This is a genomic window from Pseudomonas alvandae, assembly GCF_019141525.1.
GTDB lineage: Bacteria > Pseudomonadota > Gammaproteobacteria > Pseudomonadales > Pseudomonadaceae > Aquipseudomonas > Aquipseudomonas alvandae.
Genome location: NZ_CP077080.1, coordinates 4,569,338 through 4,593,587, shown reverse-complemented (window position 1 = coordinate 4,593,587; position 24,250 = coordinate 4,569,338). Strand labels below are relative to the sequence as shown.

Annotated in this window: 13 protein-coding genes; 7 read left to right on the top strand and 6 right to left on the bottom strand. The window is 63.3% G+C overall.

Annotated elements, in window-relative coordinates; all coding sequences use genetic code 11:
• Positions 1–171: 171 nt before the first annotated feature.
• Both KSS97_RS20215 and KSS97_RS20210 read left to right on the top strand, forming a co-directional pair.
• Positions 172–1,095, top strand: coding sequence for a chemotaxis protein CheV (locus KSS97_RS20215; RefSeq protein ID WP_030141915.1), 924 nt, complete (start codon positions 172–174; stop codon positions 1,093–1,095).
• A 68-nt stretch (positions 1,096–1,163) separates the two neighbouring features.
• Positions 1,164–1,973 carry an MOSC domain-containing protein gene (locus KSS97_RS20210; RefSeq protein ID WP_217860007.1) on the top strand — a complete coding sequence of 270 codons (810 nt, stop codon included), beginning with the start codon at positions 1,164–1,166 and terminating at the stop codon, positions 1,971–1,973.
• An 80-nt stretch (positions 1,974–2,053) separates the two neighbouring features.
• Here KSS97_RS20210 and ppnP read toward each other — a convergent pair whose 3' ends face one another.
• Both ppnP and KSS97_RS20200 read right to left on the bottom strand, forming a co-directional pair.
• Positions 2,054–2,338, bottom strand: coding sequence for a pyrimidine/purine nucleoside phosphorylase (gene ppnP / locus KSS97_RS20205; protein ID WP_030141917.1), 285 nt, complete (start codon positions 2,336–2,338; stop codon positions 2,054–2,056).
• An 86-nt stretch (positions 2,339–2,424) separates the two neighbouring features.
• On the bottom strand, positions 2,425–2,967 hold the full coding sequence (locus KSS97_RS20200; RefSeq protein ID WP_030141918.1) for a 3'-5' exonuclease: 543 nt from the start codon (positions 2,965–2,967) through the stop codon (positions 2,425–2,427).
• Positions 2,968–3,138: 171 nt separating this feature from the next.
• Here KSS97_RS20200 and KSS97_RS20195 point away from each other — a divergent pair, with 171 nt between their 5' ends.
• From KSS97_RS20195 to KSS97_RS20185, 3 genes are all read left to right on the top strand, one after another.
• Positions 3,139–3,765, top strand: coding sequence for a TetR/AcrR family transcriptional regulator (locus KSS97_RS20195; RefSeq protein WP_217860006.1), 627 nt, complete (start codon positions 3,139–3,141; stop codon positions 3,763–3,765).
• Positions 3,766–3,881: 116 nt separating this feature from the next.
• Positions 3,882–4,658 (top strand): substrate-binding periplasmic protein, encoded by a 777-nt coding sequence (locus KSS97_RS20190; RefSeq protein ID WP_217860005.1) that lies wholly within the window; start codon positions 3,882–3,884, stop codon positions 4,656–4,658.
• A 68-nt stretch (positions 4,659–4,726) separates the two neighbouring features.
• Positions 4,727–5,740 (top strand): GNAT family N-acetyltransferase, encoded by a 1,014-nt coding sequence (locus KSS97_RS20185; protein ID WP_030141921.1) that lies wholly within the window; start codon positions 4,727–4,729, stop codon positions 5,738–5,740.
• A 127-nt stretch (positions 5,741–5,867) separates the two neighbouring features.
• Here KSS97_RS20185 and KSS97_RS20180 read toward each other — a convergent pair whose 3' ends face one another.
• The gene (locus KSS97_RS20180; RefSeq protein WP_030141922.1) at positions 5,868–6,416 is read right to left on the bottom strand and encodes an RNA polymerase factor sigma-70; all 549 of its coding nucleotides are present in this window, start codon (positions 6,414–6,416) and stop codon (positions 5,868–5,870) included.
• A 283-nt stretch (positions 6,417–6,699) separates the two neighbouring features.
• Here KSS97_RS20180 and KSS97_RS20175 point away from each other — a divergent pair, with 283 nt between their 5' ends.
• Together KSS97_RS20175 and KSS97_RS20170 are read left to right on the top strand one after the other, a co-directional pair.
• The gene (locus KSS97_RS20175) at positions 6,700–19,686 is read left to right on the top strand and encodes a non-ribosomal peptide synthetase (protein ID WP_217860004.1); all 12,987 of its coding nucleotides are present in this window, start codon (positions 6,700–6,702) and stop codon (positions 19,684–19,686) included.
• A gap of 194 nt (positions 19,687–19,880) precedes the next feature.
• Positions 19,881–20,693, top strand: a complete 813-nt coding sequence (locus KSS97_RS20170; RefSeq protein WP_217860003.1) for an alpha/beta fold hydrolase — start codon at positions 19,881–19,883, stop codon at positions 20,691–20,693.
• A 150-nt stretch (positions 20,694–20,843) separates the two neighbouring features.
• Here the strand turns inward: KSS97_RS20170 and dsbG are convergent, their stop codons facing one another.
• Genes dsbG through dsbD form a run of 3 tightly spaced genes read right to left on the bottom strand, consistent with a single transcriptional unit; the run spans position 20,844 to position 24,183 of the window.
• Complete coding sequence (dsbG, locus tag KSS97_RS20165; protein WP_217860002.1) at positions 20,844–21,611, bottom strand: thiol:disulfide interchange protein DsbG; 768 nt, start codon at positions 21,609–21,611, stop codon at positions 20,844–20,846.
• Entirely contained in the window at positions 21,587–22,456 is an 870-nt protein-coding gene (locus KSS97_RS20160; RefSeq protein ID WP_217860001.1) for a TlpA disulfide reductase family protein, read from the bottom strand. Before KSS97_RS20160 ends, dsbG begins: the two co-directional genes overlap by 25 nt.
• Positions 22,456–24,183, bottom strand: coding sequence for a protein-disulfide reductase DsbD (gene dsbD, locus KSS97_RS20155; RefSeq protein WP_217860000.1), 1,728 nt, complete (start codon positions 24,181–24,183; stop codon positions 22,456–22,458). Before dsbD ends, KSS97_RS20160 begins: the two co-directional genes overlap by 1 nt.
• Between the last annotated feature and the right edge of the window lie 67 nt (positions 24,184–24,250).

Here is a 24,250-nt window from a genome sequence, read left to right as displayed (position 1 = left end):
CGAAGTCGCGCGGCGGGGAACAGGGGGATGAAAAAAGCAGGAGGCCAGTAAATCATGATGTTAATGTGATATCAATCTCTCGCCTTGATATTTCATTTCAGGGTCAAGATTTGGCGCAGGACGCCGATAGCGCCATTACAGGATTCATCCGAACAAGCCCAGGAGTCATCGATGGCCGGCATTCTCGACACAGTAGATCAACGAACCCAACTGGTGGGTGAGAATCGCCTGGAAATTCTCATGTTTCGGCTGGCCGGGCGGCAATTGTTCGCCATCAACGTATTCAAGGTCCAGGAAGTGTTGCAACTGCCGAAGCTGACCTTGATGCCCCAGCGCCATCCATTCGTCTGCGGCGTGGTCAACCTGCGTGGCCAGACGCTGCCGGTCATCGACCTGTCCCAGGCCATCGGCATGCGTCCGTTGGTGCCGGGGCCGAACAGTACCATCATCGTCACCGAGTACAACCGCTCCGTACAGGCGTTCCTGGTGGGTGGCGTGGACCGCATCGTCAACATGAACTGGGAAGCCATCCTGCCACCCCCGACCAGCGCCGGCCGCGAGCATTACCTGACCGCCATCAGCAAGGTGGACGACCAGTTGGTGGAAATCATCGACGTGGAAAAAGTCCTGGCCGAAATCGTCCCTTACAACGCCAAGGTTTCCCGCGACAAGCTCGAAGACCCGGTGTTGGAGCGCGCCCGTGGCCGTGAGGTCCTGCTGGTGGACGACTCCAACGTCGCGCTCTCGCAATTGCGTGACACCCTGGGCCAGTTGGGCGTGAAGATGCACATCGCCAGCGACGGCCTGAAGGCGCTGAACATGCTCAAGGCCTGGGCGGACTTCGGCGAGGTGATGACCGACAAGTTGCTGATGATCTTCACCGATGCCGAAATGCCGGAAATGGACGGTTATCGCCTGACCACCGAGATTCGCAACGATCCGCGCTTGCGTGGACTCTATGTGGTGCTGCATACCTCGCTCTCCGGCAGTTTCAACGAGTCGATGGTCAAGAAGGTCGGCTGTGACAATTTCCTTTCCAAATTCCAGCCGGACAAGCTGGTAGACGTGGTGCGCCAGCGGCTGATGCTCGACTGATACCGATCCCGGTTTGCTTCGGTGGCCGGCTCGTATAAGGTGGCTTTTTTTCGCCTGGGGAGCTGACCATGTTGCGGCTGAGCGCGCTGTATCGTTATCCGTTGAAATCCGGCAAGGGCCAATCGCTGCAAGGGATTGGCCTGGACAAGCTGGGGTTGGACGGTGACCGCCGCTGGATGCTCGTCGATGAAGGCAGCGGGCGATTCCTGACCCAGCGGGCCGTGGCGAAAATGAGCCAGCTGTCGGCCTTGTGGAACGAGGCGGGCGGCCTGACGCTCAGTGCGCCGGGCTACGGCACCTTCGAAGCGGCGTTGCCGCCAGTCATCGAAGAACAACGACGCGGCGTGATCATCTGGCGCGACACCTTGCGGGTGCCGGATGCCGGGGACGAGGCGGCGGCCTGGGTCAGCGAATTCATCGGCCAGCGCACCCGGCTGGTCCATGTCCCGGTGGAATTGGCCCGTACCACGGCAGCCGGCTATGGCCGGGACGACGACAAGGTCGCTTTCGCCGATGGTTTTCCTTTGTTGTTGATTGGACAGGCCTCTTTGCAGGATCTGTCTGGCAAGGTCGGCCGCCCCCTGGAAATGCTGCGCTTCCGTCCCAACCTGGTGATCGAGGGCAGCGAGGCATTTGCCGAAGACGGCTGGAAGCGGATTCGTATCGGCGACGTGGAATTCCGGGTGGTCAAGCCATGCTCAAGATGCATCATGACCACCGTCGATCCGCAAACCGGTGAGCGCGATCCGAATCGCGAGCCTTTCGCGACGTTGCAGCAGTACCGTTCGACGCCTGACGGCGCGATGTTCGGGCAGAACCTGGTGAATGACGGCAACGGCAGGCTTGAAGTGGGGATGCCGGTCGAAGTGCTGGAATAAAACACTCAAGAACAAAAATGCCCGTGTCCAATGACACGGGCATTTCTATTTACCGGACAACCGTTTTCGCCACGAAAATATCAGGCGCGATATTCACACAGGTAAGCCGTGTCAACGGCGACCTTGAGCTGGAACTTGCTGTTGGCCGGGACGTTGAACTGGCTGCCGGCCTCGAAGGTTTCCCAATGGGTGCTGTCAGGCAGCTTTACGCTCAGGGCGCCAGACACGACGTGCATGATTTCCCGCTGGGCTGTGCCGAATTCATATTCGCCCGGTGCCATGACGCCAATGGTCGCTGGGCCTTCGGCAGTGCCGAACGCGATCGACTTGACGGTGCCGTCGAAGTACTCGTTGACTTTAAACATGGGCGATTCCTCGAGAAAGGGCTGAAAAAGGCCGGCCAGTATGCACAAGGCCACAACAGTCGTCATCTGTCGCGCCCGGCAACCGCTCAGCCTGTCAGCACAAGAGGCAATAATCGCGCCGTGTTGCGGGCGTCCTCCAGTGCGCGGTGCTGTTGCCCACAGAACTGCAGCCCGGCCAATTGCAACGCTGCATTGAGCCCCAAGGGGCGCTCCAGCCGACGCGCCTTGGCAAAACGTTGCTTGAGATTCATGTGCTGAACCTGGCCAAGCACGCTTTGCAGTTGTTGTTGCTGCCATTCCTGCAGCAATTGCTTGCGATCGTAGTCACCCCAGCTAATCCAGCCCTCAAGATTGGCGTGATAGGGCGCCAGCCAACGCTCGAACACAGGCCAGACCTCGGTCAGCGGGGCGGCGCTGTCGATGTTGGCCTGGCTGATGTGAGTCAGTTGGCGACAAAAAGGGGTGAGCAGCGGCCGCCGCAGTGGCCGGACAAACCGCTGGAAATGATCCACCTCCCGGCCGTCTCGGTTCACCAGGCTGGCGCCGATTTCGATAATTTCCATTTCGCTTACCGGCCAGCCACCTTCATCGGTGGTGGCCTCCAGATCAATCACCAGCCAGTGAGGCATCGCTAAAGTTCCTGGTATCGGCGTGCTGATGGGTTTGAGCGTAGTCAAACCCGGCGCATCCGCCTAGTCCTGGCCCCGAGCGCTTGCTAGGTTGCCCCGGCCAGCTTAAATTGCCCACGCCGATTTGATGAAATAGCCGTGCATGGGTTGATCGACTGTGGGAGAACGCAGGTGGACGAGCAAAAAACCCAGGGCGTGATGCGCGAGCTGGTCGACAACGGTCAGCTGACCGACCCGGACAGTGCTCGCGGCAAACTGCTCCAGACCGCGGCTCACCTGTTTCGTAACAAAGGCTTCGAGCGCACCACTGTGCGCGACCTGGCGAGTGCCGTGGGCATCCAGTCGGGGAGCATTTTTCATCACTTCAAGAGCAAGGACGAAATCCTTCGGGCGGTGATGGAGGAAACCATCCGCTACAACACTGCGTTGATGCGCGCGGCCCTGGCCGAGGCCCGCGGCGTGCGCGAGCAGGTGCTGGCGCTGATCCGCTGCGAATTGCAGTCGATCATGGGCGGCACCGGCGAGGCGATGGCGGTGTTGTTCTATGAGTGGCGTTCCCTTTCCGTGGAGGGGCAGCGCCAAATCCTGGCCTTGCGCAATATTTATGAAGAAGTCTGGCTTGAAGTCTTGGGGCGGGCCAAGGAGGCCGGGTATATTCGCGGGGACGCGTCCATTACCCGGCGCTTCCTGACCGGTGCGTTGTCCTGGACCACCACCTGGTTTCGCACCGAAGGCAGCCTGAGTCTCGATGAACTGGCCGAGCAGGCCCTGATCCTTGTGTTGGCAGAAAAACAATAAGCAAGCGACCGCTTAAAATTGGCCGCATGGCTGGCTAAGCGGCTGAAACCGCCTAGCGTCACTGTATTGATGGGTCTTTTGGGGAGTGGGGTATCTTGACGTTATTGCCGATGGGGATGACCTCGCGTGTTTTGCTGGCCGCTCTGGCTCTTTTCCTGACGTCCTCCCTTGAGGCGGCGCAGCTGGTGCGGATTGGCGCGGCACATTTTCCACCCTATACCGTTCGGCCCGAAAACGGCGCCGACACCGGCCTGCTGCCGCAACTGGTGGAGGCCCTGAATCGATCGCAGGCCGATTACCAGTTCGTCCTGGTGCCCACTTCGATTCCGCGCCGTTTCAATGATTTCAAGCAGGGACGCGTCGACATGGCGATTTTCGAGAACCCGGACTGGGGCTGGCAGGATGTGCCACATACCGCAGTCGACATGGGGCTGGAAGACGCCGAGATCTTTGTGACCCAGCGCCAGCCAGATCGCCAGCAATCATATTTCGCTGACCTGAGGGGCAAGCGCCTGGCGTTGTTCAGCGGTTATCACTACGCCTTTGCCGAGTTCAACCCCGACCCCAAGTTCCTTATCGGGCAGTACAACGCCACGCTGACCTATTCCCACGACAGCAATTTGCAGATGGTGGTGCGCGGGCGCGCGGATATTGCCTTGGTGACCCGCTCGTACCTCAGCGACTACCTGTTGCGCAATCCTGAGGTAGGCCCCCAGTTGCTGGTTTCCGAGCGCATCGATCAGATCTATCACCATTATGCGCTGATCCGACCCCAGGCGCCCATCAGCGCCGATGTGTTCCAACAGTTGCTGCAGAAACTGCGGGACAATGGGCAAATGTTGGAGATCTTCCAGCCCTACCGGATCGAGCTGGTGCCACCACACGCTCATTGAACCAGACTAAATTTCCCATTCCGGCTCACGTCACACGTTGACCATCGACGAATACGTGAGCCGCTCCAATGTCCATCTCCAAGCCTTCAACAACGCTGCCCTTGCCGGGTGGCCGCCACCTCGGCGCTGATGAAACCGAGCGTCATCTGAGCCTGATGCTTGAAGGCGCGCCCTTGATCCGCCTGCGCCTGGAGCGCGGCCCTCAACTTCATGTGCATCTTCAAGAAGCCAACGACCGGCCTGTAGGGCCGGCGCTGTGGGCCGCCTGCTATTGGTTGTTTGCCAGGGATCCCGATTGCCAGCAATTGGTCTGGCACCTTGACGAACGCCCCGGCGAAGCCTTGCTCAGTGGCTTGCTGGCGGGCACGCCAGAGGTGAACGAATACGTCTGTGAGCGCGTCTTGTTCTGGCAATTGCCGCAACCTTGGCTGGGGGAAGCATTCAATGGCAGTTATCCGCAGCAAATGATCATCACCGATGGCAAGCGCCATCCTCGTCGACCGATCAAGCCACGAGGCGAGGTGTATCGACGTTTCGATGCGCGGCTGGGGGCTTGGGTGTCCCTGCGAACCCTCGAAATCGAGCAGGACCTGACACGCTTCAATCGCTGGCAGAACAGCCCTCGGGTCGCCAGCTTCTGGCAAGAGGAGGGCAGCCTGGAGCAGCATCGCGAGTATCTGGGCAAGCTGCAGCACGACCCTCGGGTCTTGACGTTGATCGGCTGTTTCGACGACCAGCCATTCGCCTATTTCGAAGCCTATTGGGCCAAGGAAGATCGAATCGCGCCGTTCTATGACGCCCACGATTATGACCGCGGTATCCACATGCTGGTGGGCGAGGAACAACATCGGGGCCCGCATAAAGTCGCGAGCTGGCTATCCGCGCTGGTGCACTACCTGTTTCTCGACGATCCACGCACCCAGCGCGTGGTGGCCGAGCCTCGGGCCGACAACGCCCGGATGATCGGGCATTTGCACAACCAATGCTTCCATTGTGAGAAGGAATTCGATTTCCCGCATAAGCGGGCGGCGTTGATGATCCTGGGGCGGGAGCGGTTTTTTGATCGGTGTTCGTTGATGTGAAATGGGCAGGTCCCTGTGGGAGCGGGCTTGCTCGCGAAGGCTGTGTATCAGCTGGCACAGAAGTCAGCTGACACTCTGCCTTCGCGAGCAAGCCCGCTCTCACATTGGGCATCGGCAAATCGGCTGATCACCGCCGCGCAAACGTATCCCCGCGTACCCCCGACACCTTGCGGCAATGCACCAGGGCGTCGCGGATCATGAAGTTCACCAGGGTTGGCGAGACGCCCAACTCCTTGGCGATGTCCTTCTGCGGCACGCCGTGCAGGCGGTACATCTCGAAGGCGTAGCGAGTACGGCTGGGCAGCTCGGTCAACGCGTCGGCGATGTGCTCGAGCGTGGAAAAGTTGATATGCGACGTTTCCGGCGAAGCTCCCTGGATCACCACGTTCAAGCCTTCCTCTTCAGGGCCCGAGTATTTCTGTTCCAGCGCTTGCTTGCGGTAGTGGTCGATCGCCAGGTTGCGCACGATCTGGAACAAATAGCTGAGCTGGGCCTTGATGGAGGAGGTGATCTGCGGCGCCGATTGCAGCCTGAAAAACGCGTCTTGGACCACATCTTCCGCGCGGGACCGGCACCCGGTGATGCGCGCTGCGATCTTGACCAGGATGGTTCGGTTATCGACGAATGCCTGAAGTAGCGGTGAGTCGCACCTGCTTGTGGATACTTGTTCCGTCATGGAATTCACCTTGCTGCAATTAGTTAGCAGGACGGTCGGGCCAGCGGATCCGTCCTACACATCGGGGGCCAAATTAGGCTTAATGATAATTATTGTCAATTGAGAAGAAGAATTATTGATGAAAGGAAGTCCAGACTGAGCGCTGCGACTCGTTGTCACGGGGTGCTACGGGCCTGAGCGCCGCTGCGCGCGCGTTGCCTGGGAGCAGCGACTAATTATCTGGCGGTGTTATCCGTCCCCATGGGTGACTACTTGCAAGCCGAATTTCAGGCAGGAACCCCCCATGACCGACGCGTTCGAACTCCCCAGCACCCTGGCCCATGCCCTCCAGCGCCGCGCCGCGTTGACTCCGGATCGGGTCGCCTTGCGCTTCCTTGCCGACAGTCCGCAGCAGGGCGTGGTACTGAGTTATTGCGACCTGGACCGGCGCGCCCGGACGATCGCGGCGGCGTTGCAGGGCGAAGCGAAAATCGGCGATCGAGCGGTGCTGCTGTTCCCCAGCGGCCCGGATTACGTCGCGGCGTTCTTCGGCTGCCTGTACGCCGGTGTGATCGCTGTACCGGCCTATCCGCCGGAGTCCACCCGTCGGCATCATCAGGAGCGCTTGCTGTCGATCATCGCCGACGCCGAACCCCGGTTGTTGCTGACCACCGCTGACTTGCGGGACACCTTGCAGGCCATCGAATCGGCGCCGCCAGTGCTGTGCGTCGATACGCTCGATCCGGCCCGCGCCGAGCAATGGCAGGCGCCGGACCTGCAAGACAATGACATCGCTTTCCTGCAATACACCTCCGGCTCCACTGCATTGCCAAAGGGCGTGCAGGTCAGCCACGGCAACCTCGTCGCCAATGAGCTGTTGATTCGTCATGGTTTCGGCATTGATGTGAATCCTGACGATGTCATCGTCAGCTGGCTGCCGCTGTATCACGACATGGGGCTGATCGGCGGGTTGCTGCAGCCGATCTTCAGCGGCGTGCCTTGCGTGCTGATGTCACCGGCCTATTTCCTCGCCCGGCCGTTGCGCTGGCTCGAAGCGATCAGCGAATACGGCGGCACCATCAGCGGCGGCCCGGACTTCGCCTATCGCCTGTGCAGCGAACGGGTCAGTGAGTCTGCCCTGGGCCGTCTCGACCTGAGCGGCTGGCGCGTCGCTTATTCCGGCTCCGAGCCGATCCGCCTCGACAGCCTGGAGCGCTTCGCCGAGAAGTTCGCGGCATGCGGCTTCACGGCTGACAGTTTCATGGCCTCATACGGGCTCGCTGAGGCGACGTTGTTCGTCGCCGGCACGCCACGTGGCCAGGGCATTCCCTCAATGCGCATGGACGACGCGGCCTTGACGCAGAACCGTGCCGAACCGGGGCAGGGCAGCGCGGTGATGAGCTGCGGTGTAAGCCAGCCGGGCCATGCGGTGCTGATCGTGGAGCCCAACGCCTTGCAACCGTTGGCCGACAATCAGGTCGGCGAAGTCTGGGCCGCCGGGCCGAGCATCGCCCACGGTTACTGGCGCAACCCCGAGGCCAGCGCCAAGACCTTCGTCGAGCATGACGGCCGCACGTGGCTGCGCACCGGTGACCTGGGTTTTGTCCGCGAAGGCGAACTGTTCATCACCGGACGCTTGAAGGACATGCTGATCGTGCGCGGGCACAACCTTTATCCACAGGACATCGAGCAGACCATCGAGCGGGAAGTGGAGGTGGTGCGCAAAGGCCGCGTCGCCGCCTTCGCCGTCAACGAGGCGGGTGAGGAAGGCATCGGCATCGCCGCCGAGATCAGCCGCAGCGTGCAGAAGATCCTGTCTCCCGAAGCCTTGATCAACGCGATTCGCCAGGCCGTGGCCGAGGCCTGCCAGCAAGCGCCGAGCGTGGTGGTGCTGCTCAACCCGGGGGCGCTGCCGAAGACGTCCAGCGGCAAACTGCAACGTTCGGCGTGCCGCGCGCGATTGGCGGACGGCAGCCTCGACAGCTATGCATTGTTTCCCTCGGCAAAGGCTGGGACTGTCGACGAGTTCGCGCCGTCATCCGAGCTGCAAGACCTGATCGGCCAACTCTGGTGCGAGCAGTTGCAGGTTGATCGAGTGCGCAGCGACGACCATTTCTTCCTGCTGGGCGGTAACTCCATCACTGCCACCCAAGTGATTGCGCGGTTGCGTGAAGTGCTGGGCGTGGAGCTCAGCCTGCGCCTGCTCTTCGAAGCGCCGACCCTGGGCGCTTTCGCGACGGCGGTGGCGAATCTGCAACAAGACGGCGGCCAGCCCCAGGGCGTTATCAATTCGTTGGCCCGCGATGAAGCCCTGCCGCAGTCCCTGGCCCAGAACCGTTTGTGGCTGACCTGGCAACTGGACCTTGCTAGCCGCGCCTACAACATCCCCGGCGCCCTGCGCCTGCGTGGCGAGCTGGACGAACAAGCGCTGCGCCAGAGCTTTCAGCAATTGATCGAGCGCCACGAATCCTTGCGCACGCGCTTTCTGGAGCGCGATGGCGTGGCCCTGCAACAGATTGATCCAGCCGGTGAGTTCAATCTTCAGGTGATCGACCTCAGCGACATGCCTGCCTACGAGCGCGAAGCCCGGGCGCGGCAGATCCGCGAAGACGAAGCGGCCACTCAGTTCGATCTGGAAAAGGGACCGCTGCTGTGGGTCACCTTGTTGCGCCTGGCTGAAGACGATCATCAGTTGCTGGTGACGATGCATCACATCATCGCCGATGGCTGGTCGATGAACGTCTTGATCGACGAGTTCTCGCGGCTATATGCCGCCGCGTCCCAAGGACGCACCGCCGAACTGGCACCGCTGCCCCTGCAATACGCCGACTACGGCAGTTGGCAGCGACAATGGCTCGCCCAGGGCGAAGCCGAGCGCCAACTGCGCTACTGGAAAGAGCAGTTGGGCGACGAGCACCCGACCCTGGCGCTGAGCACCGACCATCCGCGCAGTGCCCAGCGGCATCGCAGCGCCGCGCGCCATAGCCTGCGCCTGGACAAGACGCTCGGTGATGCCCTGCGCCAGGTCGCCCAGGCGCACGACGCCACGGTATTCATGCTGTTGCTGGCGGCGTTCCAGGCCTTGCTGCAGCGCTACACCGGCCAATCCGACCTGCGCATCGGCGTGCCCAACGCCAACCGCCCGCGCCTGGAAACCCAAGGGCTGATCGGCTTCTTCATCAACACCCAGGTGCTGCGCGCGCAAACCGATTCGCGCCGGCCCTTCGCCGCGCTGTTGGCCCAGGCCCGGGAGGCGACGCTCGGCGCCCAGGCTCATCAGGACCTGCCCTTCGAGCAACTGTTGGAAGCTTTCCCCCAGGCTCGCGAACAAGGCCTGTTCCAAGTGATGTTCAACCACCAGCAGCGCGACCTTGGCGCGTTGCGCCGTCTGCCGGGGTTGTTGGCCGATGAATTGCCGTGGCACAGCCGCGAAGCCAAGTTCGACCTGCAATTGCACAGCGAAGAAGACCGTAACGGCCGGCTGACACTGTCGTTCGACTACGCGGACGAGCTGTTCGAGGCGGCGACCATCGCACGCCTGGCCGAGCATTTTTGCAGCTTGCTGCGGGCGGTCTGCGCTGATCCACGACAGGCCCTCGGCGACCTGCCTCTGCTGAGCGTCGAAGAACTCGCCCAGCAGCAGCGTTGGGCGGCGGCACCCTGCGAGCCCGCCATGCAATGGCTCCCGGAGCTGCTCAACGAACAGGTCCGCCGCACTCCGCAACGCACTGCATTGCAGTGGGACGGTGGTTCGCTGGACTACGCCGAGCTGCACGCCCAGGCCAATCGGCTGGCCCATTATCTTCGCGACAAAGGTGTCGGCCCGGACGTGTGCGTGGCGATTGCCGCCGAACGCTCGCCGCAGTTGCTTATCGGCGTGCTGGCGATCATCAAGGCCGGCGGCGCCTACGTGCCGCTGGATGTCGATTACCCGAGCGAACGTCTGGCCTACATGCTCCACGACAGCGGTGTCGATCTGCTCCTGACCCAAACCGCACTGCTCGAACGCTTGCCGGCCTGCGAGGGCGTCAGCGTCATCGCCATGGACGCGCTGCACCTGGAGCAATGGCCGAGCAATCCGCCGGGGCTGCACCTGCACGGCGATCATCTGGCCTACGTGATCTACACCTCCGGCTCGACCGGCCAACCCAAGGGTGTCGGCAATACTCACGCGGCCCTGGCCGAGCGCCTGCAATGGATGCAGGCCGCCTATGGGCTGGATGAGACCGACGTGTTGATGCAAAAGGCGCCGATCAGTTTCGACGTGTCGGTCTGGGAATGCTTCTGGCCGCTGATCACCGGCAGCCAATTGGTCCTGGCGGGCCCGGGCGAACACCGCGACCCGCACCGCATTGCGCAACTGGTGGAGCAGTTCGGCGTGACCACGCTGCACTTCGTCCCGCCGCTGCTCAGCCTGTTTATCGACGAGCCCTTGAGTGCCCGTTGCACGAGCCTGCGGCAGATTTTCTCCGGCGGCGAAGCCTTGCCGGCCGAGTTGCGCAACCGAGTGCTCGCGCAACTGCCGACGGCGCAGTTGCACAATCGCTACGGCCCGACCGAAACCGCCATCAACGTCACCCATTGGCATTGCACCGCAGGCGATGGCGAGCGCTCGCCCATCGGTCGTCCCTTGGCTAACGTGCTGTGCCGCATCCTCGACAACGAACTCAATCCCGTGCCCGTCGGCGTGCCGGGTGAGCTGTGCATCGGTGGCCTGGGCCTGGCCCGGGGTTACCTCGGGCGTCCCGCGCTGACGGCTGAACGTTTTATCGCCGATCCCCAAGGATCGGCTGGCGCACGCCTGTACCGCACTGGCGACCTGGCGCGCTGGGATGCCGACGGCGTGATCGAATACCTCGGCCGCCTCGATCAACAGGTCAAGTTGCGCGGTTTCCGTGTCGAACCACAGGAAATCGAGGCGCGCTTGCTGGCCCAGGACGGCGTCGCCCAGGCGGCGGTGCTGGTGCGCGACACGGCGGCCGGTCCGCAGTTGATCGGCTATTACACCGCAGCAACGCCCGATGAAGAGGCGGCCGACCAAGCCGCTCGCTTGAAAAACGCCCTCGCCAGCGAGCTGCCTGACTACATGGTGCCCGCGCAATTGTTGCGCCTGGACGCCATGCCCTTGAGCCCGAGCGGCAAGCTCGACCGTCGCGCCTTGCCGGAGCCGCAATGGCAGGTGCGCGAACACGTCGAGCCGGCCACCGCCCTCGAACAGCAGATCGCCGGAATCTGGCGCGACGTGCTCGGCCTTGCCCGCATCGGCCTGCGGGATGATTTTTTTGCCCTGGGCGGCCATTCGTTGCTGGCGACCCAGATCATTTCCCGCACGCGCCAGGCCTGCGACGTCGAGCTGCCGTTGCGTACGCTGTTCGAAGCCAGCGAGCTGGGCACCTTCGCCGAGCAGGTGCGGCTGATCCAGGCCAGCGGTCGGACCAACCGCCAGCCGCCGATCGAGAAAGTCGACCGCAGCCAACCGGTGCCGCTGTCCTATTCCCAGCAGCGCATGTGGTTCCTCTGGCAAATGGAGCCGGACAGCCCGGCCTATAACGTCGGCGGCATGGCCCGGTTGCGCGGAGTGCTGGATGTCGGGCGCTTCGAAGCGGCGTTGCAGGCCTTGATCCTGCGCCATGAAACCCTGCGCACCACGTTCCCGAGCACCGACGGCGTGCCTCGCCAACAGGTACACGACGAGACGGGCCTGCGCATGGGCTGGAAAGATTTTTCCATGCTCGATGCCGACCTTCGCCAACAACGCGTGCAACAACTGGCGGACAGCGAGGCCCACGAACCCTTCGATCTGGAAACCGGGCCGCTGCTGCGGGCCTGCCTGGTCAAGACCGCCGAGCGCGAACATTACCTGGTGCTGACGCTGCACCACATCGTCACCGAAGGTTGGGCGATGGACATTTTCGCCCGCGAGCTCAGTGCGCTGTACGAAGCCTTCATCGATGACCGCGAGTCACCGCTGGAGCCGTTGCCGGTGCAATACCTCGACTACAGCGCCTGGCAGCGCCAATGGCTGGAGTCCGGCGAGCGCCAGCGCCAGCTCGATTACTGGACCGCGCAACTGGGCCGCGAACATCCCTTGCTGGAATTGCCGGCGGACCGCCCGCGTCCGCCGGTGCAAAGTTATCGCGGCGAACTGTTCCGTTTCGACCTCAGCGATGACTTGGCCGCACGGGTCCGAGCGTTCAACGCCGAGCATGGCTTGACCCTGTTCATGACCATGACCGCCGCCCTGGCCGTGCTGCTCTATCGCTACAGCGGCCAGGTCGACCTGCGCATCGGCGCGCCGGTGGCCAATCGCATCCGTCCGGAAAGCGAAGGGCTGATCGGCGCGTTCCTCAATACCCAAGTGCTGCGTTGCCAACTCGACGGGCAGATGTCGGTGGGCGAGTTGTTCGAGCAGGTGCGCCACACGGTCATCGAGGGGCAGTCCCACCAGGACCTGCCTTTCGATCATTTGGTCGAAGCCCTGCAACCGCCGCGCAGTGCGGCGTACAACCCGCTCTTCCAAGTGATGTGCAACGTGCAGCGCTGGGAGTTCCAGCAGAGCCGCACGCTGGCCGGTATGAGCGTCGATTATCTGGTCAACGATGCGCGGGCGACCAAGTTCGACCTCAACCTGGAAGTCACTGACCTGGACCAACGCCTGGGCTGCTGCCTGACCTACAGCACCGACCTGTTCGACGAACCGCGCATCGCCCGCATGGCCGGGCATTGGCGCAACCTGTTGGAAGCGCTGCTGGTGGATCCGGCTCGGCGGCTAAGCGAGCTGCCGTTGCTGGACGCCAGCGAACAGCAGCAGTTGCTCGACAGCCTCGGCGAAGAGCCGGGCGAGCATCGCCTCGATCAATGCATCCATTCATTGTTCGAAGCACAGGCCCGGCTGCGCCCGGACGCGCCGGCGCTGACGTTCGCCGGGCAGACCCTGACCTATGCCGAACTCGAACGCAGGGCCAATCGCCTGGCCTGGATGTTGCGCGAACGTGGCGTCGGGCCGCAGGTCCGGGTAGGGCTGGCTCTGGAGCGCTCGCTGGACATGGTCGTCGGCCTGCTGGCGATCCTCAAGGCGGGTGGCGCCTACGTGCCGCTGGATCCGGAATACCCGCTGGACCGCTTGCTCTACATGATCGAGGACAGCGGCGTCGGCTTGCTGCTCAGCGATCGGGCCATGTTCCAGGCCCTCGGCGAACTGCCGGAAGGCGTGCAGCGCTGGTGCCTGGAAGACGACCGTCCGGCCCTGGTGGATTATCCCGACCAGTCGCCGTTGCTGATCAACCTGCCGCAGCACCAGGCCTATCTGATCTACACCTCCGGCTCCACCGGCAAACCCAAGGGGGTGGTGGTGTCCCACGGTGAGATCGCCATGCATTGCCAGGCGGTAATCCAACGCTTCGGCATGCGTCCCGATGACTGCGAGCTGCATTTCTATTCGATCAATTTCGACGCCGCCACCGAGCGCTTGCTGGTGCCGTTGCTCAGTGGCGCCCACGTGGTGCTGCGCGCCCAGGGCCAGTGGGATGCCGAAGAAATCTGCGGCCTGATCCGCCAGCACCGCATCAACATCCTCGGTTTCACCCCCAGCTATGGCAGCCAATTGGCGCAATGGCTGGCAACCCAGGGCCAGACGCTGCCGGTGCGCATGTGCATCACCGGTGGCGAAGCCCTGACCGGCGAACATCTGCAGCGCATCCGCGCCGCGTTCAGCCCGAACCTGTTCTTCAACGCCTATGGCCCGACCGAAACCGTGGTCATGCCCCTGGCGAGCCTCGCCCCGGAGCAACTGGAAGAGGGCGCCGGCAGCGTACCGATCGGCAACGTGATCGGCGCTCGCGTCGCTTATATTCTCGACGCCGACCTGGCCTTGGTGCCCCAAGGCGCGACGGGTGAGCTGTATGTCGGCGGCGCCGGGTTGGCCCAGGGTTATCACCAGCGTCCGGGCATGACCGCCGAGCGCTTCGTCGCCGATCCGTTCAGCGCTGACGGCGGACGGCTGTACCGCACCGGGGACCTGGTGCGCCAGCGCGGCGACGGTCAGGTGGAGTATTTGGGGCGGATCGACCATCAGGTGAAGATTCGCGGTTTCCGTATCGAACTGGGGGAAATCGAAACCCGCCTGCTGGAACACGACGCCGTGCGCGAGGCCGTGGTCTTGGCCTTGGATATGCCGGGTGGCAAGCAGTTGGCCGGTTACCTGGTCAGCGACATCGCCGAAGAGGATGCCGCCGGGCAAGCGGCGCTGCGCGAAGCGCTGAAGCATCACCTCAAGGCGCAACTGCCGGACTACATGGTGCCCGCGCACTTGATCCTGTTGCCGAGCATGCCGCTGACCGCCAACGGCAAGCTCGACCGCCGCGCCTTGCCGATGCCCGATCCCGAACTCAATCGCCAACAGTACGTGGCCCCGAGCAGTGCCTTGGAGCAAGCGTTGGCGACGATCTGGTGCGACGTTTTGAACGTCAGGCAGGTCGGCCTCAACGACAACTTCTTCGAGCTGGGCGGCGATTCGATCCTGTCGATCCAGGTCGTCAGCCGAGCCCGGCAACAGGGCCTGCATTTCACGCCGCGGGACTTGTTCCAGCACCAGACCGTGCAGGCCCTGGCGGCCGTCGCCACGCGCAGCGAACAAGTGAGCGCCGAGCAAGGATTGTTGAGCGGCGAGTCGGGGCTGACGCCGATCCAGCATTGGTTCTTCGCCAGTGAAATACCCAACCGTCATCACTGGAACCAGGCGCTGTTGCTGGAGCCGACCCTGCGCTTGGAGCCGGGTTACCTGGACCAAGCGTTGCGCGCGGTGTTCGAGCAGCACGACGCCTTGCGCCTGGGCTTCGGCAACCGCGCCGGGCACTGGCGCGCCGAGCATCAGCCAGTGTTCGAAGGGGCGCTGCTGGAGGCTGTGTCGGTGGATTCGCCGCAAGCCTGCGAAGCCGTGTTTGCCCAGGCGCAGCGAGGCTTCGAGCTGTCGAGCGGGCCGCTGCTGCGGGCCATGTTGGCAGAGTTGCCTGACGGTCGGCAGCGCCTGCTGATCGCGATTCACCACTTGGTGGTGGACGGTGTGTCGTGGCGGGTGTTGATGGACGACCTGCAAACGGCCTACCGCCAATGCATCGACAGACAAACGCTGCAGTTGCCGGCCAAGACCAGCCCGTTCCGTGACTGGGCCGCGCGTTTGCAGGCTTACGCCGGCAGTGAGTCCCTGCGCGAAGAGTTGAGCTGGTGGCAAGGCCAGTTGAGTGGCCCGGACGTGACGCTGCCTTGCGCCCGTCCCGACGGCGGGCGGCAGGAACGGCGCGCCGACATCGTCAGCCTGCGCCTGGACGCCGAGCGCACCCGGCAACTTCTGCAACAAGCTCCCAGCGCCTATCGAACCCAGGTCAATGATCTGTTGCTCACCGCGCTGGCCCGCGTGCTGTGCCGTTGGAGCCAGCATGAATCGGTGCTGGTCCAGCTCGAAGGACATGGCCGCGAGGCGCTGTTCGATGACATCGACCTGACCCGCACCGTGGGTTGGTTCACCAGCGTCTATCCGCTGCGCCTGAGCCCGTCGGCCGCTGACATCGGCAACTCGATCAAAGCCATCAAGGAACAGCTGCGCGCGGTGCCGCACAAGGGCCTCGGCTATGGCGTGCTGCGTTACCTCGCAGACATCGGCACCCGCGAGGCCATGGCCTGCCTGCCGCAAGCGACGATCACCTTCAACTACCTCGGCCAGCTCGACCATGCCCTCGGCCAGGAGGCGTTGTTCCGCCCGCTGGACGAAGCGCTTGGCGCGATCCATGACCCTGACGCACCGCTGCCCAACGAACTGAGCCTCGACTGCCAGGTCAGTGGCGGCGAACTGGCGCTGCGCTGGACCTTCAGCGCCGAGCGCCATGATCGCCAGGCCATCGCCGCGCTGGCCGACGCCTACCTCGAGGAATTGCAGCACCTGATCGAACATTGCCTCACGGACGAGGCGGGCGGCCTGACGCCGTCGGACTTCCCGCTGGCGAAACTGACCCAGGCACAGCTGGACAACCTGCCGGTGCCGGCAACGGAGATCGAAGACGTCTACCCACTGACGCCGATGCAGGAAGGCATGCTGCTGCATACGTTGCTGGAGCCGGGCACGGGCCTGTATTACATGCAGGACCGCTACCGCATCAACAGCGAACTCGACCCCCAGCGTTTCGCCCAGGCCTGGCAAGCGGTGATTGCCCGTCACGAAGCGTTGCGCGCCTCGTTCTGCTGGAACGTCGGCGAAGACATGCTGCAGGTCATCCACAAGCCCGGCCGCACACCCGTGGAATACCTCGACTGGACGCACGTGCCAGAGGACGCCCAGGAACCCAAGCTCCAGGCGCTGCTCAAGCGCGAGCGCGAGGCCGGTTTCGATCTGTTGAACGAGGCCCCGTTCCACTTGCGCCTGATCCGGGTCGGCGCGGCGCGCTACTGGTTCATGATGAGCAACCACCACATCCTCATCGATGCGTGGTGCCGTTCGTTGCTGATGGATGATTTCTTCGAGATCTACACCGCCCTCGGTGAACAGCGCGAGCCTCGCCTGGCCGTGCCGCCGCGCTATCGCGACTACATCGGCTGGCTGCAACGCCAGGGCCTGGCCGAAGCCCGGCAGTGGTGGCAACAGAACCTGCAAGGCTTCGAGCGGACCACGCCGATCCCGGGTGACCGGCCGTTCCTGCGCGAACACGCCGGTGACAGCGGCGGCATGGTCGTCGGCGATTGCTACACCCGCCTCGACGCCCGGGACGGTGCGCGCCTGCGCGAGCTGGCCCAGGCCCATCAATTGACCGTCAATACCTTCGCCCAGGCGGCCTGGGCCCTGGTGCTGCGCCGTATCAGCGGTGATCGCGACGTATTGTTCGGCGTCACCGTGGCCGGGCGTCCGGTGGAGCTGCCGCAGATGCAGCGCACGGTGGGGCTGTTCATCAACAGCGTTGCCTTGCGGGTGCGCATCCCGGCGGATGACCAGCGCTGCAGCGTGCGTCAATGGCTCAACGGCTTGCTGGACAGCAACATGCAACTGCGCGAGTACGAATACCTGCCGCTGGTGAGCATCCAGGAAGTCAGCGAGTTGCCCAAAGGCCAGCCGTTGTTCGACAGCCTGTTCGTGTTCGAGAACGCGCCGGTGGAGGTTTCGGTGCTGGACCGCGCCCAGAGCCTCGATGCCACCTCGGATTCAGGCCGCACCCACACCAACTTCCCGCTGACGGCGGTGTGTTATCCGGGCGACGACCTGGGGCTGCACCTGTCCTACGACCAGCGTTACTTCGATGAGTCGACGGTCCAAGGGCTGCTGGGCGAGTTCAAGCGATTGCTGCTGGCGTTGATGGAAGGTTTCCACGGTGATATGGCCGAGTTGGCGCTGATCGGATCTGAAGAGAAGGATTTCCTCATCGAAGGTTTCAACCAGAGCGCGCGGAGCTATCCGCTGGAGCAGAGTTACGTCGAGCTGTTCGAGGCCCGGGTGGCGGCTCATCCGCAACGTATTGCCGCCAGTTGCCAGGACGACACCTGGACTTACGCCGAGTTGAACGAGCGCAGCAACCGCCTCGGTCATGCGCTGGTGGAGGCGGGCGTCGGTCTCGACCAGCCAGTGGCGCTGCTCGCTGAGCGCGACCTGGATTTACTCGGCATGATCATCGGCAGCTTCAAGGCCGGCGGCGGTTACCTGCCGCTGGACCCGGGCCTGCCGAGCCAGCGCCTGAGTCGCATCATCGAATTGAGCCGCACGCCGTTGCTGGTGTGCACGCGGGCTTGTCACGAGCAGGCGCTGGCCTTGCTGGAAGCGTTCGCCTGTGCCGGGCGGCCGAAGCTGCTGGTCTGGGAAGACGTCCAGGCCAGTGATATGGCGGTAGACAATCCCGGCGTTTACAGCGGGCCGGACAACCTCGCCTACGTGATCTACACCTCTGGCTCCACCGGGTTGCCCAAAGGTGTGATGGTCCAGCAGCGCGGCATGCTCAACAACCAGCTCAGCAAGGTGCCGTACCTGGCGCTGGATGAAACGGATGTGATTGCCCAGACCGCGTCCCAGAGCTTCGATATTTCGGTGTGGCAGTTCCTGGCTGCGCCGCTGTTCGGGGCTCGGGTGGACATCGTGCCCAATGCCATCGCCCACGACCCTCAAGGTCTGCTGGACCATGTCGGACGCCAGGGCATTACCGTGCTGGAGAGTGTGCCATCGTTGATCCAGGGCATGCTTGCCCAGGAGCGCATCGGCCTGGATGGCTTGCGCTGGATGCTGCCCACTGGCGAAGCGATGCCACCGGAACTCGCCCATCAGTGGCTGGCGCGTTACCCGGACATCGGCCTGGTGAATGCCTACGGCCCGGCCGAATGTTCCGATGACGTGGCGTTCTTTCGAGTCGACATGGCCTCGACCCGTGGCACCTACCTGCCCATCGGTACGCCGACCGACAATAACCGTTTGTACCTGCTCGACGGCGCCTTGGAACTGGTGCCAGTGGGCGCGGTGGGCGAGCTGTGCGTCGCCGGCACCGGGGTGGGGCGTGGTTATGTCGGCGATCCGCTGCGTACCGCGCCGGTGTTCGTGCCCAACCCGTTCGGCGCACCGGGCGAGCGGCTGTACCGCACCGGCGACCTGGCACGTCGCCGCAGCGATGGCGTGCTGGAATACGTCGGGCGCATCGACCATCAGGTGAAGATTCGTGGCTACCGCATCGAACTGGGGGAAATCGAAGCACGGCTGCACGAGCAGCCCGAAGTCCGCGACGCGGCCGTCGGTGTGCAGGAAGGCGTCAATGGCAAGCACTTGGTGGGCTATCTGGTTGCCGCCGACGCCACGCTGAGCCCGAGCGAACGCCTGGATCGAATCAAACAGCGCCTGCGCAGCGAATTACCGGAATACATGGTGCCGCTGCACTGGCTGTGGCTCGATCGCCTGCCCCTCAATGCCAACGGCAAACTCGATCGCAAGGCGCTGCCGGCGCTGGAAATCGGTCAACTGCAGAGTCAGGACTACCAGGCGCCCAGCAGCGATCTTGAACAAACCCTGGCCGATATCTGGACCGAGGTGTTGAAGGCCGAACGGGTGGGCGTACAAGACAATTTCTTCGAACTGGGCGGGCACTCGTTGCTGGCGACACAAATCGCCTCGCGCGTGCAAAAAGCCTTGCAACGGGACGTGCCGCTCAGGGCCATGTTCGAGTGCAGCACCGTGCGGGAATTGGCTGAATACATCGGTGGGTTGGAGGCCAGTGAAATCACCGAGGAGAAGGTGGATCGGTTGAATGATTTGATGGCGGAGTTGGAAGGGCTTTAGTTTTGCGGTGCGTGTAACGGCCCCATCGCGAGCAAGCTCGCTCCCACATGGGATTTGTGTCGATCACTCCCTGTGGGAGCGAGCTTGCTCGCGATGAGGCCATTGACAGCACCTCAGGGACCCAAGGTTGACGTCTGGCGCTTCGCGGCCCAGTCTCCCCAAGGTTTTTTCATTCCCAAACAAGGAGGCCACCGATGCCCTTTGCAACGATTGACGGACAACCGCTCCATTACCTGGACCAGGGCCATGGCCCGGTGGTGGTGCTGGGCAGCAGTTATCTGTGGGACCAGAGCATGTGGGCGCCGCAGATTGATGCGTTATCGGAGCACTATCGAGTCATCGTCCCGGAGCTGTGGGGCCATGGGCAGTCAGGACGTTTGCCTGAGGGCATGAATTCGCTGGACGACCTGTCCCGTCAAACGCTGGCGTTGATGGATCACCTGGAGATCGACTGCTTCAACCTGGTCGGGTTGTCGGTGGGCGGGATGTGGGGCGCGCGGCTGGCGCTGGCCGCGCCCGAGCGCGTGAAGTCGCTGGTGTTGATGGACACCTACGTCGGCGTCGAGCCGGAGCCGACCCGGCTGTATTACTTTTCGCTGTTCGACAAGATCGAAGCCAGCGGCGCAATTCCCGAGCCTTTGCTGGACATCATCGTGCCGATCTTCTTCCGGCCGGGCATCGATCCGCAGTCGGCGCTCTACCAGCAGTTCCGCGCCACCTTGGCCGCGCTGCCGACTGAGCGCCTGAAGGACAGCATCGTGCCGTTGGGGCGGATCATTTTTGGTCGGGATGACATCCTGCCGCGCCTGTCCGGATTGGATGCCAAGCGCACGCTGGTGATGTGCGGTGACCAGGACAAGCCTCGGCCACCGTCCGAGGCGTTGGAAATGGCCGAGCTGATTGGCTGCGATCATGTGCTGATTCCGCAGGCGGGGCATATTTCCAACCTGGAGAATCCGCAGTTTGTCACCGAGGCGTTGTTGAAATTCCTGAAACGGATGCACTGACTTTGTGGCGAGGGGATTTATCCCCGCTGGGCTGCGCAGCCGCCCCAAAACCAGATACCTCGGTGAAGCTGACAAACCAAGTCGACAGTGTTGGGGCCGCTTCGCGACCCAGCGGGGATAAATCCCCTCGCCACAGTTCAGTGTTCCGGATCATTTAGGTCCGAGAATCTTCACCAGTTTGTCCGGCGACGGCGCGCCTTGCTGTTGTTGCAGCTCGCCTTTGTCATCCAGGTAGAAAATCGCCGGGGTGGCGGAGAGCTCCAGCTCGTCCATCAACGCCTGGTTGGCGTCCAGTTTTGCCTGGATGGCCGGCGGTATTTCCTTGAGCGGCTTGAGCGGACTGGCCTTGCCGGCCTTCTCATGGTCCGCCAGGGCTTTCTCCGGCTCCTTGGCGGCGAGCAGCGCGGCCGATTTGCCCGGACTGTCTTCGCGGATGATGCCCACCATGATGTGGCGCAACTGCACCTTGCCGGCCTTGACCCAGGGCCGGGCCTGTTCCCAGAACATGTTGCAATACGGGCAATTCGGATCGCTGAACAGGTATACGGTGCGTGGGGCGTCCTTGTTGCCGTCGGCGATCCAGTTGCTGGCCTCCATCTTCGCCCAGATTGCCTTGGCCATCGGGGCATAGACCAGTTTTTGCAGCGGCTCGGCGCTCAGGTCCTTGCCGTCCGCGTCATATAGGTTGCCCAGCAACACATGCTTGCCATCCGGCGTCAGGTACAGGGCCATGCCACGGTTCTGGTATTGCGCGGCATAACCGCGCAAGCCGTTCGGCGCCTCGAAGGTGCCGACGATTTTCGCGCCCTTCGCTTCGATCTTCTGGATGGCCGCAGGCAGTTCTTCGGCCTGGAGCAGCGGCGCTTGCAGCAGCGCGCCGGCGAAGGCCAGTGTCAGCAGGTGGTGGAGGCGGGGCATGGCAGTTTCCTTGTCGCGGGGTGGGCCGCCGTGGTCGAACCCGGCGTTTCGAAGTATTCCAGTGCCCGGGCCAGGCTCGCTTCGGATAATTCGCCCAGGTGACTGCCGAGCAGGCGGCCGTCGGCGCTGTAGAACAGTGTCGTCGGCAGCGCCATCGAGCCGACGGCCTGGCCAAGGCGACCGCTGCCGTCGAATAGCACGTTGGTGAGGCTCAAGCCCTGCGTGGCGAGATAGGTGCTCACGCTTTGCATGCTTTCGGCCTGGTTGACGAACAGGAACGTCAGGTCCGGACGCTGTTTCTGGGCTTCTTCCAGCACCGGCATTTCACGTCGGCAGGGCGGGCACCAGGTGGCCCAGAGATTGATCACCAGCGGGCCGCCCTGATAATCGATGAGGCTCACGGTTTCGCCGTCGGCAGTGCGCAGGTCGATCTCCGGCAAGCGGGTGCCTTGTTCATAGATCGTCAGCGACATTGTGCCCACGAGCCAGAACAGCAGGCCGCCGGTGACACTGAAAGCCAACGGTCGACGCAGGCCCGGACGGCGCCGTGCCCATAGCAGGGCGCCGACCAGCAGCGCGATGATGCCCGGCCAGGCGAGGAAGCCGCCGTCGCGCAGATCGACGATCTGCCACGGGTCATCCCGATAATGTTTCCAGTAAGCGACGACAAACCCGATCCTTGCGGTCAGGAGTCCCAGCAGGAACAGTCCGAACAGCACCGATTCGGGGTTTTCGCCGCCGCGCCTTGCCACTCGCCAGCCGACGAAAGTCGCCAACGCCAATGCGCTGATCAACAGCAGATGATTGAGGGCGATGGCAAAGGTGCCCAAGGTCAACGTCAACATCAGGGCGCGTTCCGCGTCGTGTTCCAGCGCTCCAGGAAACCCTTGGCGTCGACTTCGCCGGTAATCCGCTGGTTGCGACGTTCTTCACCGTCTGTGCCGATCCACAACAGGCTGGGTGGCCCCGGTACCTGATAGCGGCTGAGCAGTTCGCGGCTGGCCGGTGTGTCGGCGGTGACGTCAAGGCGCAGCAGGCGCACGCCTTTCAAGGCGTCCAGCACCGCTGTGCGGCCGAATACCTGTTTTTCCATGATCTTGCAGGACACGCACCAGTCGGCGTAGTAGTCCAGCAAGACCCACTGGCCCCTGGCCTTGGCGGCGTCCAGTTCGCGTTGCAGGGCGGCGGGCTCGCTGACCGTGGTGAATGCGTCCCGGGTCTCGGCGGTCGCAGTGGCGCGGGCACCGCTGTAGACCTCCAGCGGCTTGAACAGATCATCGCTGCCGCCCGCTGCCCCGATCACCAACAGGCTGCCCCACAGGCCGAACAGCAGCGATACGCTGCCCCACAGATAGGCAGCGCGGCCGAACCCTTCGGTCTGGCGCCAGGCGCAGTAGGCGGCGATCACCAGCAGCGCGCCCCACAGGCCGATCCACAGCGAGCCATCGATGACCGGGCGGATCATCAGCAACGCGGTACCCAGGAACAGAAAGCCGAACACACCTTTGAGCAGGTTCATCCAGGCGCCGGGCTTGGGCAGGAAGCGATTGCCCACGGTCACCAGCAGCAACAGCGGCAAGCCCATGCCGATGCCCATGGTGAACAGGATCAGGCCGCCGTGCAGCGCATTGCCGCTCTGGGCGATGTACAGCAGCGCGCCGGCCAAGGGGGCAGTCATGCAGGGGCCGACCAACAGGCCGGACAACGCCCCGAGAATGCCAGCGCCCACCAGGCTGCCACCGCGGCGCTGGCGGCCGGCGTTTTCCAAGCGATCACGCAGGGCGGCGGGCAGTTGCAATTCGAAAAAGCCGAACATCGGCAGCGCCAACACCACGAACACTGCCGCGAAAGTCCCCAGCAACCAAGGTTGCTGCAGCACTGCCTGGAGATTGGCGCCCAGCAGCGCCGCGAGCACACCCATGGCGGCATAGACCAAGGCCATGCTGATCACGTAGCTGCCAGCCAATGCCAGGCCGCGCCGGGGGCCGGCGCCGCTGCCCACCACCAATCCCGCCAGGATCGGCAGCATTGGCAGCGAGCAGGGGGTAAACGCCAGCAACAGTCCCAAACCGAAGAACACCAGCAGGCTCCAGCCCAGCGCACGCTGTTGCAAGCCGCTGGCCAGGGCCTGGTCCTGCGCTTCGCCAGTGGCTGCCACCGGTGTGTTGCCGCCCAGGTCGACGACTTGGGTCTGGGGCGGATAGCACAGGCCCGCATCGGCGCAGCCCTGGAAGCCGACCTTGATCTTGCCGGTCGCCCCGGCGGGAATCTTCAGCTCCAGGGCCTGGCGATACACTTGCTGGTCGCCGAAGAATTCGTCGCTGTGTGCTTCGCCCTCGGGCAGCTTGGGTTTTTGCGCGTCGGCCAGGCCATCGAACTTGAGCCGCTGCTGATACAGGTAATACCCGTCGGCGATCTGCCAGAACAATTGGGTTTCACCGGAGTCCAGGCGTTCGGAAGTGAAGACGAATGCCTTCTCCACCGGCAGGAAATCGGGTTTGGTTTCGAAGGGATTGGCGGCCTGGGCCAGGCCCGAGATCAGGAACAGCCACAGCAAAAACAATCGACGCATGGACAAAGCCTTAACGAAGCAAGTGAAGGGCACAGTGGCGACCGGCGATTAACCGTCGATTAACCCG